Origin of the sequence: Pseudomonas sp. ATCC PTA-122608 (genome assembly GCF_001952855.1) — a bacterium.
GTDB lineage: Bacteria > Pseudomonadota > Gammaproteobacteria > Pseudomonadales > Pseudomonadaceae > Aquipseudomonas.
Window position 1 is genome coordinate 332754 of record NZ_LPNO01000013.1, and the last position, 14874, is coordinate 347627.

Annotated in this window: 13 protein-coding genes, 4 tRNA genes and 1 pseudogene; 9 read left to right on the top strand and 9 right to left on the bottom strand. The window is 60.7% G+C overall.

All coding sequences use genetic code 11. From position 1 onward, the window contains the following. The first annotated feature begins 41 nt into the window (after positions 1 to 41). The 3 genes and pseudogenes from AU074_RS14290 (at position 42) to AU074_RS34860 (ending at position 3549) form a co-directional block, all read left to right on the top strand. Positions 42 to 1466: a PLP-dependent aminotransferase family protein gene (locus tag AU074_RS14290; protein WP_076015255.1), complete on the top strand. Its 1425-nt coding sequence runs from the start codon at positions 42 to 44 to the stop codon at positions 1464 to 1466. Between the two features lie 997 nt (positions 1467 to 2463). Next, positions 2464 to 2688: pseudogene (locus tag AU074_RS34855) on the top strand (HAMP domain-containing protein); the annotation flags it as partial. Positions 2689 to 2706: 18 nt separating this feature from the next. Further along, entirely contained in the window at positions 2707 to 3549 is an 843-nt protein-coding gene (locus AU074_RS34860) for a methyl-accepting chemotaxis protein (RefSeq protein ID WP_371916626.1), read from the top strand. 36 nt (positions 3550 to 3585) lie between these two features. Here the strand turns inward: AU074_RS34860 and AU074_RS14300 are convergent, their stop codons facing one another. Then, positions 3586 to 4398, bottom strand: coding sequence for an alpha/beta fold hydrolase (locus AU074_RS14300; RefSeq protein WP_076015257.1), 813 nt, complete (start codon positions 4396 to 4398; stop codon positions 3586 to 3588). A 122-nt stretch (positions 4399 to 4520) separates the two neighbouring features. Next, positions 4521 to 5279 carry a hypothetical protein gene (locus tag AU074_RS14305; RefSeq protein ID WP_083676681.1) on the bottom strand — a complete coding sequence of 253 codons (759 nt, stop codon included), beginning with the start codon at positions 5277 to 5279 and terminating at the stop codon, positions 4521 to 4523. Between the two features lie 370 nt (positions 5280 to 5649). Between AU074_RS14305 and AU074_RS14310 the strand changes: the two genes are divergently transcribed. From AU074_RS14310 to AU074_RS14325, 4 genes are all read left to right on the top strand, one after another. Beyond that, positions 5650 to 5725: transfer RNA gene (locus tag AU074_RS14310), tRNA-Glu, on the top strand. A 3-nt stretch (positions 5726 to 5728) separates the two neighbouring features. Further along, positions 5729 to 5804: transfer RNA gene (locus tag AU074_RS14315), tRNA-Gly, on the top strand. A 104-nt stretch (positions 5805 to 5908) separates the two neighbouring features. Beyond that, positions 5909 to 5984, top strand: a tRNA-Glu gene (locus AU074_RS14320). Positions 5985 to 5987: 3 nt separating this feature from the next. After that, positions 5988 to 6063 (top strand) — tRNA-Gly (locus tag AU074_RS14325). Positions 6064 to 6162: 99 nt separating this feature from the next. On the opposite strand, the gene AU074_RS14330 is transcribed toward AU074_RS14325, so the two are convergent. From AU074_RS14330 to AU074_RS14360, 7 genes are all read right to left on the bottom strand, one after another. Next, positions 6163 to 6708: a hypothetical protein gene (locus AU074_RS14330; protein ID WP_076015259.1), complete on the bottom strand. Its 546-nt coding sequence runs from the start codon at positions 6706 to 6708 to the stop codon at positions 6163 to 6165. Beyond that, the gene (locus tag AU074_RS14335; protein WP_076015260.1) at positions 6705 to 7031 is read right to left on the bottom strand and encodes a hypothetical protein; all 327 of its coding nucleotides are present in this window, start codon (positions 7029 to 7031) and stop codon (positions 6705 to 6707) included. Before AU074_RS14335 ends, AU074_RS14330 begins: the two co-directional genes overlap by 4 nt. Before the next feature lie 117 nt (positions 7032 to 7148). Next, complete coding sequence (locus AU074_RS14340) at positions 7149 to 8366, bottom strand: phospholipase D-like domain-containing protein (RefSeq protein WP_076015261.1); 1218 nt, start codon at positions 8364 to 8366, stop codon at positions 7149 to 7151. A 58-nt stretch (positions 8367 to 8424) separates the two neighbouring features. Next, entirely contained in the window at positions 8425 to 9072 is a 648-nt protein-coding gene (locus tag AU074_RS14345) for a MotA/TolQ/ExbB proton channel family protein (protein WP_076015262.1), read from the bottom strand. A gap of 17 nt (positions 9073 to 9089) precedes the next feature. Further along, positions 9090 to 11372, bottom strand: a complete 2283-nt coding sequence (locus AU074_RS14350) for a TonB-dependent receptor (protein ID WP_076015263.1) — start codon at positions 11370 to 11372, stop codon at positions 9090 to 9092. A gap of 24 nt (positions 11373 to 11396) precedes the next feature. Beyond that, positions 11397 to 12131: an energy transducer TonB gene (locus AU074_RS14355; protein WP_076015264.1), complete on the bottom strand. Its 735-nt coding sequence runs from the start codon at positions 12129 to 12131 to the stop codon at positions 11397 to 11399. A gap of 2 nt (positions 12132 to 12133) precedes the next feature. Further along, on the bottom strand, positions 12134 to 12541 hold the full coding sequence (locus AU074_RS14360) for a biopolymer transporter ExbD (protein ID WP_076015265.1): 408 nt from the start codon (positions 12539 to 12541) through the stop codon (positions 12134 to 12136). Between the two features lie 189 nt (positions 12542 to 12730). On the opposite strand from AU074_RS14360, the gene AU074_RS14365 reads away from it, so the two are divergent. Together AU074_RS14365 and AU074_RS14370 are read left to right on the top strand one after the other, a co-directional pair. Next, positions 12731 to 13285, top strand: a complete 555-nt coding sequence (locus AU074_RS14365) for a GNAT family N-acetyltransferase (RefSeq protein ID WP_076015266.1) — start codon at positions 12731 to 12733, stop codon at positions 13283 to 13285. Continuing rightward, positions 13285 to 14853: an alkaline phosphatase gene (locus AU074_RS14370; protein WP_076015267.1), complete on the top strand. Its 1569-nt coding sequence runs from the start codon at positions 13285 to 13287 to the stop codon at positions 14851 to 14853. The genes AU074_RS14365 and AU074_RS14370 overlap by 1 nt, the downstream gene beginning before the upstream one ends. The last annotated feature ends 21 nt before the right edge of the window (positions 14854 to 14874 follow it).

A 14874-nucleotide genomic window follows, 5' to 3' on the forward strand; every position in this document is an offset into this window, starting at 1 on the left:
ACTGGTTTGGGTTAAATGACAACAGTTTAAGTGAGTGGCTCATGGATTTAGGGATCGATCGACAAGCCCTTGTACCGGTAGTGCAGCAAATCGTCAGCGCGTTGGCCGCCTGGATTCGCGAGAGCGGAGCCAGCCCCGGGACGCGGTTGCCTTCGGTTCGGCAGTTGGCCCACGAGAACCTGCTCAGCCAGTCCAGCGTGATCGAGGCGTTTGAGCGGATGGTTGCCCAGGGCGTGCTGGCCTCAAGGCAAGGCTCGGGTTTCTGTGTGGCCCAGCCTCCCGCCGAGCGCGGCCTTCGTTGCGAAAACCAATGGTATGAGGGCGCCGAGTCCGGGTGGGGCGCCTTCGTCGACAATCAACTGGGTGAACTGAAACTGGGGTGCGGCTGGCTGCCGGACACCTGGCGCGAAAGCGACGACATCAGCTACGCGATTCGTGAGGTCACCCGCACCGATACCGCCGCCGTCTTCAACTACAGCACGCCGCTGGGCCTGCCGGCGCTGCGCGAACAGTTGCTCAAGCGCCTGGCCCACATTCATGTGGCGGCCCGGGTCGACCATATCCTTATCACCCAAGGTGCGAGCCATGCCCAGGACCTGTTGATCCGCACACTGCTCAAGGCCGGCGATACGGTGGTGGTGGAAAGCCCGGGCTATGGCAACCTCTACCGCCAGTTGGCCTTTCACGGTATCAAGCTGCTGGAAGTGCCGCGCACACGCGGTGGCCCGGACATGCCTGCACTGGAGGCGCTGTTGCACGGGCATCGGCCCAAGTGCCTGTTCATCAACAGCCTGTATCACAACCCCACTGGCACCAGCCTGTCCCTGGCGGTGGCCGAGCGCTTGTTGCAACTGGCTCATTCCCGGGACTTCTTCATTGTCGAAGAAGACGTCTATGGCGATCTGCAACATGCCAGCTGTACCCGGCTGTCGGCGTTGCCCCACGAGGACCGGGTGATCTATATCTCGAGTTTTTCCAAGACCCTCAGCAGCGCTTTGCGCGTGGGCTACCTCACGGCCAGCGGGGCGATCATCGCGCAGTTATCCAAGGTCAAGACCATGACCGGTATCGGCACCTCGCGGTTCGCCGAGGCGGTGGTGGCCACGTTGCTGGCCAATGGTGCCTACCGCAAGTGGGTGCAACGCTTGCGTCGGCGCTTGAGCACCGAAATGGCCGTCACGCTGCAGGTGCTGGAAGACGAGGAGTGGGAGGTGTTTGCGGTGCCGGCGGGTGGCATGTTTGTGTGGGCGCGGCCTGGCGTGGGTGACTGTTCGACGCTGCACGCGCAGGCTCGTCGGCTTGGGGTGTTGCTGTCGCCAGGGGCGCTTTTCAGCCCGACGGGCGAACACAGTGACTGGCTGCGCATCAACGTGGCCTATGCTTCTGATCAGCGCGCACTCGCGCTGTTCAAGGCCATGGGCCCGGCAGGATCGACCTCTACCATTCTGAAAACGACGAGGATGTAGCTTTTTGCCATTATTGTGGCGCCAAACGCTTGTGTTCAGTGCCCCGGGGTTGCGAATCTCGCTGCATCGAAACCGGGCTTGATGGCACCCGCCATTGCAAGAGGACTCAAGTGCAATGATTTCTGCCGTGCAACGACGTTTTGCCAACCTCGGTATGGCAAAGAAACTGGGCTTGGGCTTCGCCTTGGTGTTGCTGTTGACGGCGCTGGTGGCGGCGATTGGCGTGTGGTCGCTGCAAACCGTCGGTCAGCGCTTCGAGGGCCTGAAAGCCATGTCGGCGCTAAACAGCGGCCTGCTCAAGGTGCGCTTGATCGAGCAGGACTACGCGCTGCATGCCGATCCCAAGTCCGTGGACGCCTTGCACGAAAGCGTCGACGCATTGGCCGCCCAGGCTACGATCCTGAAGGGCCTGTCGCCCGCCAACGTCCCGGTGATGACCGACGTCGAGCAGGCGCTGGCGGCCTATCGCAAGGCGTTCGATGAGTTTGTCGAGTTGACCCAGACCAAGGATCTGGCCCTGGAAATGGCCAGTTGGTCGGTCTCCAGTGTCGCCAACAACCTCGATGTATTGCAGGCCGGGCTGGCGGACGACGGCGCCTACGGCCTCAAGGAAAGCCAGGGCAAGGAAGGCGCCGAGTTTATCGAGCAGGCGGGGCAGGTCAGCCAGGTCTCGCGCCTGATGCTGCAAGCCATGAACGAAGCGCACGTGCGTCTGGATCAGAGCCGCAAGGGCGATGACGAGAACGCCGAGCAAGGCAAGATCGAGCAGGCTGATCAGGCCTTGGCCCAGGTCGAGCAGTTGAAAACCACGGTCAAGGATTCCGGTTATCAAACCGTACTTAACGAAGTGTCCGGGCATATCGCGGCCTTCAGCGAAAAACTCGGCGAGTACACGGGCCTGCTGGCGCAGGAAAAGGTCGTCTATAAGCAACTGCACGAGCGTGCTGCGGAGGTGGTCACCCGGGTCAATCAGGCCTATGACGCAGAAGACCTGTCGATGCAGGCGCAGTTGAAGAAAAGCGCATTGCTGATCATTGGCTCCTCTGCGTTGGCCTTGCTGGTGGGGCTGATTGCCGCGTGGATCATCACCCGGTTGATCGTCGCCCCGCTGCGCCGTGTGATTGCAGCCGCCCAGCAGATTGCCTCCGGTGATCTCAGTGGGCGCATGGACGTCAGCCGTCGGGACGAAATGGGTCAGTTGATGCTGGCGATGCAGCAGATGAGCAGCGGCTTGAGCAACATGGTCAGCGGGTTGCAGGCGGGTATCGAGCAACTGGCCAGCTCGGCTCATTCGCTGTCCAGCGTGACTGAGCAGACCAACATTGAGGTCAGCAGCCAGAAGGAAGAGACCGAGCAGGTGGCTACGGCCATGAACCAGATGACCGCCACCGTGCACGACGTGGCACGCAACGCCGAAGAAGCGGCCCAAGCTGCGCAGACTGCGGATGACAAGGTCGACAGCGGCCAGCAGGTGGTGCGCCAGAGCTTGCAGCGCATCGAATTGCTGGCCAGTTCTGCGACCTCTGCCAGTACCAGCATCGAAAGCCTGAGTGCGGAAATCCAGCATATCGGCACGGTACTCGAGGTGATCAAAAGCGTGGCCGAACAAACCAACTTGCTCGCCCTGAATGCGGCCATCGAGGCGGCCCGGGCGGGCGAGCAGGGCCGTGGTTTTGCGGTGGTGGCCGATGAGGTTCGGGCACTGGCCAAGCGTACCCAGCAATCGACCGAGGAGATCGAGCGACTGGTCAGCACCTTGCGCAGCGCGGCACAGTCTTCGGTGCAGCAGATCAAACAGAGTGGCGAACTGGTGAAGCTGGCGGTCAGTGATGCCCTGGAAACTGAAAGTGCCCTGGGCAGCATTGCGGCGGCGGTGTCACTGATCCAGCAGATGAACCAGCAGATTGCCGCGGCGGCCGAAGAGCAAAGTTCGGTGGCCGAGGAAATCAACCGCAGCGTCACCAGCATCCGTGCCAGTGCCGATCAATCGGCGTTGAGCATGCAGGGCAACGCGGCGTCGAGCATTGAGCTGGCGCAGTTGGGCATGGAGCTGAAAGGGATGGTTGGGCACTTCCGCCTTTGATCACCGCACGCCTGCGGCGATCAAAGGGCAGGGCAGTCAGGCGTTGTTGACCAGGAAGGTCAGCAGCGCCTCGTTGACGTAGTCAGGGTTTTCCCGGCTGGAGATATGCCCGGCGTCCGGAATCAACGTCAGCGTGCAGCCGATCAAGGTGGCCATTTCTTCTGATTCGGCCGGTGGGCGTGGCTTGTCTTGCTCCCCACACATCACCAGGGTAGTATCAGCGTTTAGGCGCGACAGCTGCTCCAGCACATCGGCGCGGCTGAAGATAATCCGGCCCAGGGGCACGATGCTTTGCAGCAGGCGCTCTTTGGGGAAGGCCTTCAGTGCGTTGCGAAAGTCCTGGTACAAGGCCGACTCCCGGTCGATGCCGGGGCGGAAGAAGATCGGCGCCACCACATCCAGCAGCGGTTCCGGAATGGCACCGGCATCTTCGATCATCTTGAACAGCGAGAAGTAGTACTGGCGAGTGGCTTCCGGCTCGGCACCCAGGTGCGTGTCCATCAGCACCAGGCTGTTGACCCGCTCGGGTGCCAGCAGCGCCAGGCGTGCGCCCCACATGCCGCCGACCGACAAACCTACGAGGTTGACTTGGGCGATGTCCAGATGATCCAGCAGGGCCAGGTGCTGGCGTGCGAGGTCGTCCAGGGATGCGGTGTTTGCAGGCAGTGGGCCGGACTCGCCGTGGCCCCATAACTCGGGGACGATCACTCGGTATTGTTGCGAAAGGGCTTCTATCTGCGGCGCCCACATCTGGCTGTCCCACAGGTAGCTGGAACCGAGGAGAACGGCCGGGCCGGTGCCCTGGTCGAGGTAGTGCAGCGGTTGTCCATCGATGATCACGACAGGCATGGCGAGGCCCTTTTCGTTAACGGAGAGAGGGGGCCTTTTTTACGCTATTCGGCGGGAAGGGGATAGGTGCAGAGTGATGGCATGTGGCGAGCGGGTTTACCGCCCACCACAATGGCAGGGGATCAGTCGTAGATGGCTTTCTTCTTCCAGTCTGCATCCGCGTCCGCCACTTTCAAGCCTTCGGTCAATTCGTTGACCTCGTCTTCAGCCGGCTCGAGGTTGGTCAGCACCATGGAGTTGGCGCGCGCCAGTTGCTTCTCCAGCAATTGCAGTTGCTGGCTGTACACCACGGGCTCTGGCTGTTTGCGCAGGTACTGCACGCCGCGTTCGAACGCCAGGCGTGCCTGGCCCGGCTGGCCCTGTTGCAGCGCGTGCTGGCCCAGGTTGTTGAAGAACTCGATGTGCAGCAGCACCAGGATGTGGCGGATTTCCTTGATCCAGTGCTTGGCTTCATTGGTCGGCAGGAAACCGTCCTGGGCCGCGCGAGTTACCTGGCCATGCAGGGCTTCCAGCAGGAACCGTACATCCTTGGCCTTGGCTTCGGTCTGGATCGGGCCGGGCGGGTTATTCACCGTAATCGATTCGCCCTGGGCCACCAGCGCGTTGAGTTCGGTGATGCGTGCCTTGAGCGACGCATTCGACTTGTCCAGGTTCAACAGGCGCTGGTTGACGTTGAGCTCCAGGCGGGTCAGCAGCAACTTGAGTCGCGGCGTCATCAATTGGCCTGGAAAGGTCTCGGTGATTTCACCGCAGCGACGCAGCCGGTCATTGAGTTCGATCCGGGTCCGGTTCTTTTCCAGCTTATTGTTTTCCACCACGTGGTTCATGTAGCCAATGGCGATCAGTATTACGATCCCGGCTATTACCAGCAGGGTGATCATGAGTGGTGTCACCGGTGTGACCTCTTTATGGGGTTTGCGTTGAAGTGTAGTGACTGGTGCAGTGGCCGGATAGGACTGAGCGACCAGTTGCGTCAGTAGTTGCTTCTATATAGCTGGGCAGTCCCTGCATGGATGCACATTGCCATCATTTGCTGTGGCCAACTATAGCGCCTTGTGGAACGCCAGAATATAGGCGCCAAAGCCTGGACGGCGAGAAACCCTTGCAACCCCCATAAACCACGGCGAAGTCATTGATTTAAATAAATTTATCCTTGGGGGTTGACGACCTCCCAATCCATCCATAGAATGCGCGCCACTTACAGCGTAAAGCACACAGCGAAACGCGGTAGGGAGTGAATGTTGTACGTGTGTCCCCTTCGTCTAGTGGCCTAGGACACCGCCCTTTCACGGCGGTAACAGGGGTTCGAGTCCCCTAGGGGACGCCATATGCGGGAATAGCTCAGTTGGTAGAGCACGACCTTGCCAAGGTCGGGGTCGCGAGTTCGAGTCTCGTTTCCCGCTCCAAATTTAAGCAGTGTTGCTCTCGGGCGGCACTGAGTGAAACCAGGGCATAATCTTCGGATTTAATCTCTGGGCACTGAAATACACACCATGTGTTTCAGTAGCGTGTCCCCTTCGTCTAGTGGCCTAGGACACCGCCCTTTCACGGCGGTAACAGGGGTTCGAGTCCCCTAGGGGACGCCATTTGCGGGAATAGCTCAGTTGGTAGAGCACGACCTTGCCAAGGTCGGGGTCGCGAGTTCGAGTCTCGTTTCCCGCTCCATATTTAACGAAAACGCCGATCAGCAATGATCGGCGTTTTTGTTTGTGCGTGTTTTGTGGGCGGTGGCGCAACGCTTCAACCCGCGTTGCGCATGGATCCCTAGAAATTATCCATCGCGTGGCACATCGACAGCCTTCCCGACGGCGTCGGTTCAATCGGATTCCACCGTTCAGCACCCTTCGGCAGTTCGGCCAACTCGAACGCACAACTGCTGGACAGGGACGCGCGCACCATGTAATCCATGCCGGGCTTGGGGATAAAGGTCATGGTGTTGAAACATTGCCGGCCAGCTTGCGGCAGCCCCAGGTAGTGAAAGGCGATGGGCGTGTTCGCCGGAATCACCAGTTCGGACGACACCGCACCGTCCCAGGTGTAAGTCGGCCCCGGCATACCGAGGCTTGCGCCATTGCGGTCGGAGAAGCCGGATTTGGCTGACACCATCACGCCGGCGCCGGGGACATTCCAGTCCAGGCAATCGCGACCGGGCACCGCACGCACCATGCCGTCGCTGATAATGCGCAAGCGCGCCGTCTCGGTGGATGGCGGCGCCGTGTAGGCGGTGTTGAGGGAGCGGATGTTATACACCTGGCCGCAGCCGCTGAGGAGTACCAGGAAGAGGGCGGGAATTACACGGAAAGTGCTCATGGCTGGCGGCAGTTCTGGCTGACCGACAGATGCGGCGCGGGCTCATGGCTAACCATCTGCAAGCCATCGGCGCCCTGGAAAATAAAATAGGTGCTGCGACAATCCCTGAACGTCTGCGAGTAACCCTCAGCCCGGAATCCCTCCCCGTCGATCTTCTTGGTCACCGTATTATCGCGGCTGACGACGGCGAGTACCTGCTCATAGCTGTCGCCCATCTTCACGCCGGGCACACCGGTGGAGGTCATGGAGTTGGCACAACCTGCCAGCCCGATGGCCGCCAAAACCAGCGCGGCTCCGTACAGTCCATTGCGTATGTTGTTCATCCCTGCTCTCCATCCATGAGTTATGCAGGGTTGGTCAGCGCAAAGGCGAAAAAGTGCAATATTCATATCTGGCAATGTGACATTGCCCGCAAAGTCATGCGCTTTGCGGGCAACGGTTCACGGCTTGCCCGGATGCGGCTCCGGGTACTCGCTTGTTACTTCCAGTGCCTTGGCATACGGCCCGTCCCACAGTTGTTCGTGTAAATCTTCTACACGCTTGGCCATCGCTTCACTGCGCATCACCACTTCCAGGTTGCGCGAGTTATCGAAATAGCCACCCAGCCAGTTACTGGTCCCCACCCAGGCCACTTGCCCATCGATCTCCATGGTTTTGCTGTGAATCACCCGCGCATAAGGAATAAATCCCTGCTTGGCCTCGGGCAGCGTAACAATCTTGACCTCGACATTCGGCAGCACGGCCAGGCTTTTCAGGTACGGCAATTCCAGCGCTTCGGTGTTCCAGCTGGACACCATCAACTTGATCGACACCCCGCGCGCCGCCGCCGCACGCACCGCGTTGTCGATCACCGCATAGTAAGGTCGGGTTTTGTCAGGTCCATAAGACAGCGGCGCGTAGTCCAGCAGCTGTACACGCACTTCCTTTTTCGCCTCGCCCAGCAGGCGTGGCAGCTCCAGCTGTGAATCACCCACGCCCGGCGGGTTGTAGCGTTGGGGGCTGGCCACCAGGTAGTTGCCGGTGCGCGCCGGTGTAGCGCCCGTGGCAGGCAGGGCGACAGGCTTGTTGCCGGCCAACGCTGCCTGGGCCTGCCAGTCCTGTTCAAAAATCGCCTGGGTCTGCGCCACGACACTTGCATCACTGATGAGCATCCCGGTTTCGTGGATATGCTCCAGCGAACGCCAGTCGAAGTTCTGGCTGCCGATAAACGCCTCCTTGCCGTCCACCACCATGTATTTCGCGTGGATGATCCCGCCACTCAGCTTGCCATAGGGCAGGATGCGGAAGGTCAGGTTGGGAATGGCTTTCAGGCGGTCCAGGGTGGAAGCTTCCGACAGCCGCACGCCTTTTTCTTCCAGCAGGAAGCGAATCTTCACCCCGCGTTTACCAGCGGCTTCCAGGTGTTCAATCACCTTGTCCATCACCGAGCCAGGATGATCTGCCGCGTAGAACTGGCCGATGTCGATGCGGCTTTTCGCGCCGTCAAACAGCCCGATCCATACCGGGCCGGGCTGGCGCAGGTCCGCCGTTCCCAGTTGCGTGTCCACCGGCACGGTATGCACCAACTCAAACCCCGGAATTGAAAAGTCCGCCTGGGCAAGCGGACTGAGGAGCAGGCCTGCAAGGCCGGCGATACGTAACTTTAACGATATGGACATAGGCGTCTCATCGGGCAAAAAGAAAGGGCGGGCGCATGATGCGCCCGCCCCGGGAAATTCACGCAGTGCGGCTGTGCAGCGGCGCCGGCACCAGGTGCGGCACTTCACCCTGTACGCGGGCGCCGGTTGCAGCGCGAATCAGCAGGATTTTCAGCTGGTCGTTGATGCGCTCCAGGCTGTCCTGGAAGAAGTTGTGGAACACCACGCAGAACAGCGCGATGGCGATACCCAAACCCGTGGCGAACAGGGCCGTACCGATACCACCGGAAATCTGCCCCGGGTCGGACACGCCGGCAGTGGCCAGCGCCTTGAAGGTGTCGATGATGCCGAGAATGGTGCCCAGCAGGCCGAGCAGCGGCGCGGCGGTGGTGATGGTTTCGATGATCCACAGGCTGCGCGACAGCGGCGCGCGGGTCTTGAGGTACTGGGTTTCGATCTCGTCGTCCAGGTCCTTGCGCGAACCATGGGAAGCCTTCTGCGCCAGGATCGGCAGCACCATGCTCAGCGGCAGGCTGTCGCGGCGGGTCAGGTTTTCCGGCAGGTCACGCTCGCTGTGCACATTGGCGCCCAGCACTTCAGTCAGCGCACGGGCCTGGCGGCGCACGTAGGCGAAGTAGAGGCCACGTTCGATGGTGATGAAGATTGCAATCGCCAGGGCGGCGTACATCACATAAAAGGTGATTTGGTGAAGCAGGTTCATGTCCATGATGCTGAGCCTCGCAGTTAGAAATTGGCTTCCAGGGAAACGGTGACGGTGCGGTCAAGCCCAACGATGTAAGCCGGGTCGCCGTCGCGGAAACCGCTGTAGCTCGCCGAGTTGGTCTTGGTGGTGTACACGCCGTCCAGGTACTTCTTGTCGAACAGGTTGTCGACGTTCAGGCGCAGGGTTGCGTCCTTGACGACTTTCTTGTCCACCGGCAGGTAGATACCGGCGCCGAGGTTGAAAATGGTGCGGGCGGAGATGGCTTCGTCGTTGGTCAGGTCGCCATAGAGCTTGCTGGTGAACTTGCCGCCGAAGGTGCCGTAGAAGCGCCCGTCGTCATAGCCGACGTTGGCTGCCAGCATGTTGGTCGGCACGTTGGCGAATTGCTTGCCGCTGGTAGGCAGCACGATCGGCTTGCCGGCGCTGTACACCGTCAGGTCATCCTGCTGCTTGGAGCTGGTGTAGGTGTAGGAGGTGTAGTAGTTGAAGTTGTGCGGCAGCTTGCCGCTCCACTCCAGTTCCAGGCCTTTGTTGATGACGGTGCCGGCGTTGATGTCGGCGGAATCACCGTTGCTGTCCAGGGAGGTGAGCTGGCGATTCTTGAACTGCATGTAGAACAGGGTGGCGGCGAGGGTGCTGTCTTCGCCGGTGTAGCGCCAGCCCAGTTCCTGGTTCCAGCTGAGCTCCGGCTTGGAGTCGAGGGAGCCGACGCCTTTGTCGTACAGCACGTAGTTCTGTGGAATCCGCATGTTGCGCGACAGGCTGTAGAACAGCTGGTCACGCTCGTCGATCTGGTATTTCAGGCCGGCGTTGGGCAGCAGTTTGTTGTAGGTCTGGTTGGCCTTGCCCGGTTGCTCGGTGAGGCTGCCGTGGTTGGTGCCTTCACGCTCGACATTCATGTAGGCAATGCCTGCGATCAGCGTCCAGTCCGAGTTGATGTACCAGGTGTCCTGGGCCCAGACTTTCTGCGCCGGGGTGACGGTGTAGCGGTCGCGACCCTGGACGGTGTTGCCATTGGCGTCGACCACGGAGTTGCCGTCCGGCCAGGTGTCGCTCGGCTTGCCATTGTTCTTCAGGGCAATGAACGGTTGGGTCTGGCTTTGGCGGGCGCGTTCGTACCAGTAGCCGAATTGCAGGCTGTGGTCGCCCAGGTCCCAGTTCAGCTTGGTGGTGATGCCCGGGCGCCAGGTCTGGGTGCGCGAAGGGCGGTAGTAGACGCCGGTGGTTGCGGAACCGTCGGCGTTGTATTGGGCCTGCGTCGGCAGGTTACCGAGGTCGAAAACACCGCCCTTGTTCGAGCCGCTGTTCAGCGCATAGGCCGAGGAGCCCACGCCGCTGCCGTTGCCGTAGTAGTAATACGGGATCACCGAGAGGGACAGGTTGTCGCTCAGTTTGTACTGGGTGTTGAGCACGGCGGTGAAGGTCTGGAACGGGTTCTGCGCCAGGTCGTAGTAGCTGCTGATTTTGCCGTTGGAACCCACCGCCGGTGTCGCCGGGTACGGGTCGTACTTGCGGCCGTACTGCTGGAACTGCGACTTGGTCAACTGGCTGTAACTGTTGTTGTCCTGCTCGTGGTACTTGAGGATCAGGTTGGCGGTGTTGCCGTTGCCGGCGTCGAAGAAGCTGTTCCACTCCACCTTGTCTGCGCGCACGGCACCCGAGCCGCGCCACATCTGGCCTTCGGTGTGGGAGGCCGACAGCCAGTTGCTCAGGCCGTTGACTTCACCGGTATTGAGGCGGGCGAAGGTCTTGCGGGTGGCATTGCTGCCGACCACTTGCTTGACGAAGGCACCGGTTTCCTTGGTGGGGCGAGTGGTCACGATACCGATGTTGCCGCCGCTGGAACCGATGTGCGGGCCGTCGGCTTCCGACGAGCCTTGGGTGACGAAGATCTGGTCGATGTTTTCCGGGTCGCCCAACAGGTTGGAGTACAACGCATAGTTGCCGGAGTCGTTGATTGGCATACCGTCCACCGACATGCCCACCTGGTCGGAGTTCATGCCGCGCATGGTGAAGCGGAAGCCCGAGAGGCCGGTGTTGTCTTCGCTGGAGATGTTCAGGCCCGGGGTGTACTTGAGCTTGTCGATGGCGTTGCCGGTGGCCGTCTGTTTGTCCAAGGCTTCCTTGGTGATGGTCGAGCGGCCCTTGGCGCTCTCTTCCTGAACCATGTAACCGCCCCCCGCGGTTGCCTTGCCCTGTACCCCAATGGTCCCGACGTCACTGTCGCTGGTGTCTGCCATGACCATTCCATGGGTCATGCTCGTCGCGGCAACGAGTGCCAGATGAATCCGGGTGAACTTCATCACTGTCGTCCTGGTGGTGTGTGCTTATTGCACGCTGTAGTTGAAGGTGGCGGTGAAGCGCTGCTCGTTACGTCCACCGAAGGCTTGTTCGGGGAACGGTTTCACCTGCTTGATACGGCGCAGGCTGTTCGTGGCGGCCCGGTTGAGCAGCATGCTCGGCCCCGGGGTCTGGATCCCGGAGTCGAGAACGCGGCCTTGGCGGTCGACCATTAACCAGACAACCACCTCGCCACTCGGGCGTTCGAGGGACGCCTGGCGCCCGGTGGGGTATTGCTTGTATGTGTCCAGCTCGTTGCGCAAACCCTTGAGGTAGCCGCCTTCCAGTGCCTGGCCGTCGACTTTCGGCGGCGCGGGCGGTGCTGCGGGTGCCGGCGTGGGTGCGGGAGCGGCTTGCACGGGCTTGGCGGCGACCGGCGCGGGTGCAGGCACAGGCGTCGGTTTGGCGACCACCGGCTTGGGCACGGGTTTCGGCTTGGGCTCAGGTTTTGGCAGTGGCTTTGGCACCGGTTTGGGGGGCGGAGGCGGCGGGGCGGGTTCGGCCTCTTCGTCTTCGATCACCGGTGGCGGTGGCTCTTGCTCCACCACGGGCTCGGGGACCACTTCCGGCTCGGGCTCCACCAGGGCAAGTTCAACCGCCGACTCGTCGTACTGTGGCTGAATCTTCAGGGGTTGGGACTGGATACCCAGTGCAATCAGCACCAGGGCGATCAGGGCCGGGACACTGCCCAGCAGCCGACGCGCACGAAACAAGGCGTACATGATCAGGACTTTTTCGTGGCGATGGAGACAGAGGTAAAGCCACCCACGCGCAGGGTGTCCATCACCTCGACCAGGCGAGAAACTTCGACGCCTTTGTCACTGTTGACGATGATCGTCGACTTGCTGTCAGGCTTCTCGGCAGCCTTGAGTGCTGGCACCAACGCCTCGACGCTCATGTCCTTGCCGTCGAGCTGCAACTGCCCTTCCAGACCCAGGGTCAGGATGAATTTATTTTGCGGCTTGAGCTGTTGTGAACTGCTGGCGCTCGGCAACTGAGTCTTCATGCCCAGGGCCGGAATCACGTTCAAACTCACCAGTACAAAAAACACCAACAGGAACATCATCACGTCGATCATCGGGATCAGTTCGATGTGTGCCTTGCGCTTTTTGGGTTCATCCCAAGTTCTCATTCCGCTACCCCGCCGTTGATTAGGGGCGACACGCTAGCAACCAAAAATGACCGAATGGTTAACTTTAATTTAAGCTTTTAAGGCTCTAGGACGCGTCTTACAGACGACTCGTGGGTCTGTTTAACTACGTAATGAAACTGACACGACGCGAGTACATTCTTGGAGAATTTATTTCGCGAGTCCCTTTGCATGAGCACTGTACTGCCGCATTTATCTACCCAGCGTTTGCTGTTGAAGCCTCTGCAAAAGGAGCAGGCCGAGACGTTGTCGGTGCTGGCCAACGGTCCCGATATTGCGAACAACACGGCTGCGATTCCATCGCCTTACACCTTGGAAACCGCACACGTCTTTATTGATGGCCAGGCAGAGAATTACCGCTCGGGGCATTCACTGGGGCTGGGTATTCATTTGCGGGAAACGGGCGAATTGATCGGCGTGATCAGCCTCAGGTTATCTGCGGCTCATAGGAGTGGGCACCTCGGGTATTGGGTGGCCGCCCATTGTCGAAGCCAGGGTTATGCCGCCGAAGCAGCGGCGCAGATCATGGCGTTTGGGTTTAGCGAATTGGCGCTGCAGCGTGTGGGCAGCCAGTGCTTTGCCCGTAACAAAGGGTCCGCTCGGGTCATGGAAAAAATCGGCTTGGGTTACGAAGGGTGCATGAAGGGCGCCTTCCTCAAGAACGGGGTCCACGAGGACATGTTGTTGTACGGCCTGGTGCGTGCCGACTGGACGGAGCGCGGTTGATGAGCGTCGATCACGACCGCCGTCGCGTACTGGGCGGGCTTGCAGTTGCCACCGCGTTTTCGATCCTCAGTCCTTTTGCCCGCAGTGCAGGCATCGACTATCCCTTCACCCTCGGCGTGGCTTCAGGCGATCCGTTGCCCGATGGTTTCGTCATCTGGACGCGCCTCGCGCCGTTGTTCAATGCCGCAGACGGTCGCGGCGGATTGAACCGAGCGGTGCCGGTGCGCTGGAAGGTGGCCAGTGATGCGGCGATGACGCGGGTTGTGCGCCAGGGCGAGGTGATGGCCAGCGAGCGTTTCGCCCATTCGGTGCATGTGGAAGTCGCCGGGCTGGAAGCGGGTCGACCGTACTGGTACCAGTTCGAAGGCCTCGGCGCGCAAAGCCCGGTGGGGCAGTCGCGCACGGCCCCGGCGGTGCATGCCATGGCGTCGGCGCAACTGGGTTTTGTCTCCTGCTCCCATTGGGAGCGAGGCTACTTCAGCGCCTATCGTCACTTGGCGGCCGAGCAGCCGGACCTGGTGTTTTTCCTCGGTGATTACATCTACGACAGTTCCTACGCGGCCGACTCCGGCAAGATCATTCGCCCCCACGGCAGTGGCAATGCGCTGAACCTGGTGGATTACCGCAACCGTTACTCTCTGTACAAGACCGATCCGGATTTGCAGGCACTGCATGCCGCGGCGCCGAGTGTGGTCACCTGGGACGATCATGAGGTGCAAAACGACTACGCGAGTCAGTGGTCCCAGGACCCGAACATCCCGGCGGCGAGTTTTCTCAAGCAGCGGGCGGCGGCCTATCAGGCGTTCTATGAACATATGCCGCTGCGCTTGAGCAGCTTGCCGCGAGGGCCGGACATGCGCATTTATCGGCGTTTGGATTACGGCCGACTGGCGCGTTTCCATGTGCTGGATGGTCGCCAGTACCGCTCCGAGCAGCCGTGCATTCTGGCCAATGGCAGCCACAAGGGGCATATCGCCGCGAATACCTGTGCCGACCTGCGCGATCCCCGCCGCACCATGCTCGGCTGGGAGCAGGAAGCATGGCTGGATCAGGGCTTTGCCGAGTCCCGGGCACAATGGAACGTGATCGCCCAGGACCTGTTGGTCGCGCCGCTCACACAACGAGACCTGACCAACCACAAGCCTGGCCGCTGGACCGATGGATGGGATGGTTACATGGCCAACCGTGAACGGATACTCGCTTCGATAGTGCGCAGGAAGGTGAATAACCCGGTGTTCTGGGGCGGCGATATTCACTCGTTCTGGGCGACGGACCTGCACGCTGATGGAGGGAATCTGGATTCGCCGGTGGTCGCTACCGAGTTTGTCGGCACGTCGGTGACCTCTGACGGGCCGCCGTTTGAGGCGTTCAATGCGATCCTGCCCCTCAATCCCCATGTGAAGTTTTTCGACAGCCGCCAGCGCGGCTATGTGTCGGTGGCGCTTGGGGAGAAGAGCATGCTGACGCACTTTCGGGTGATTTCCGATCCGAAGGATCCGAATGCCAGCGTCTCGACCCTCAAGTCGTTTGTGGTGGAGCCGGGCAGGGCGGGAGCGATTGCGGTTTGACTAGCTGAGGAGGGCTTTTGT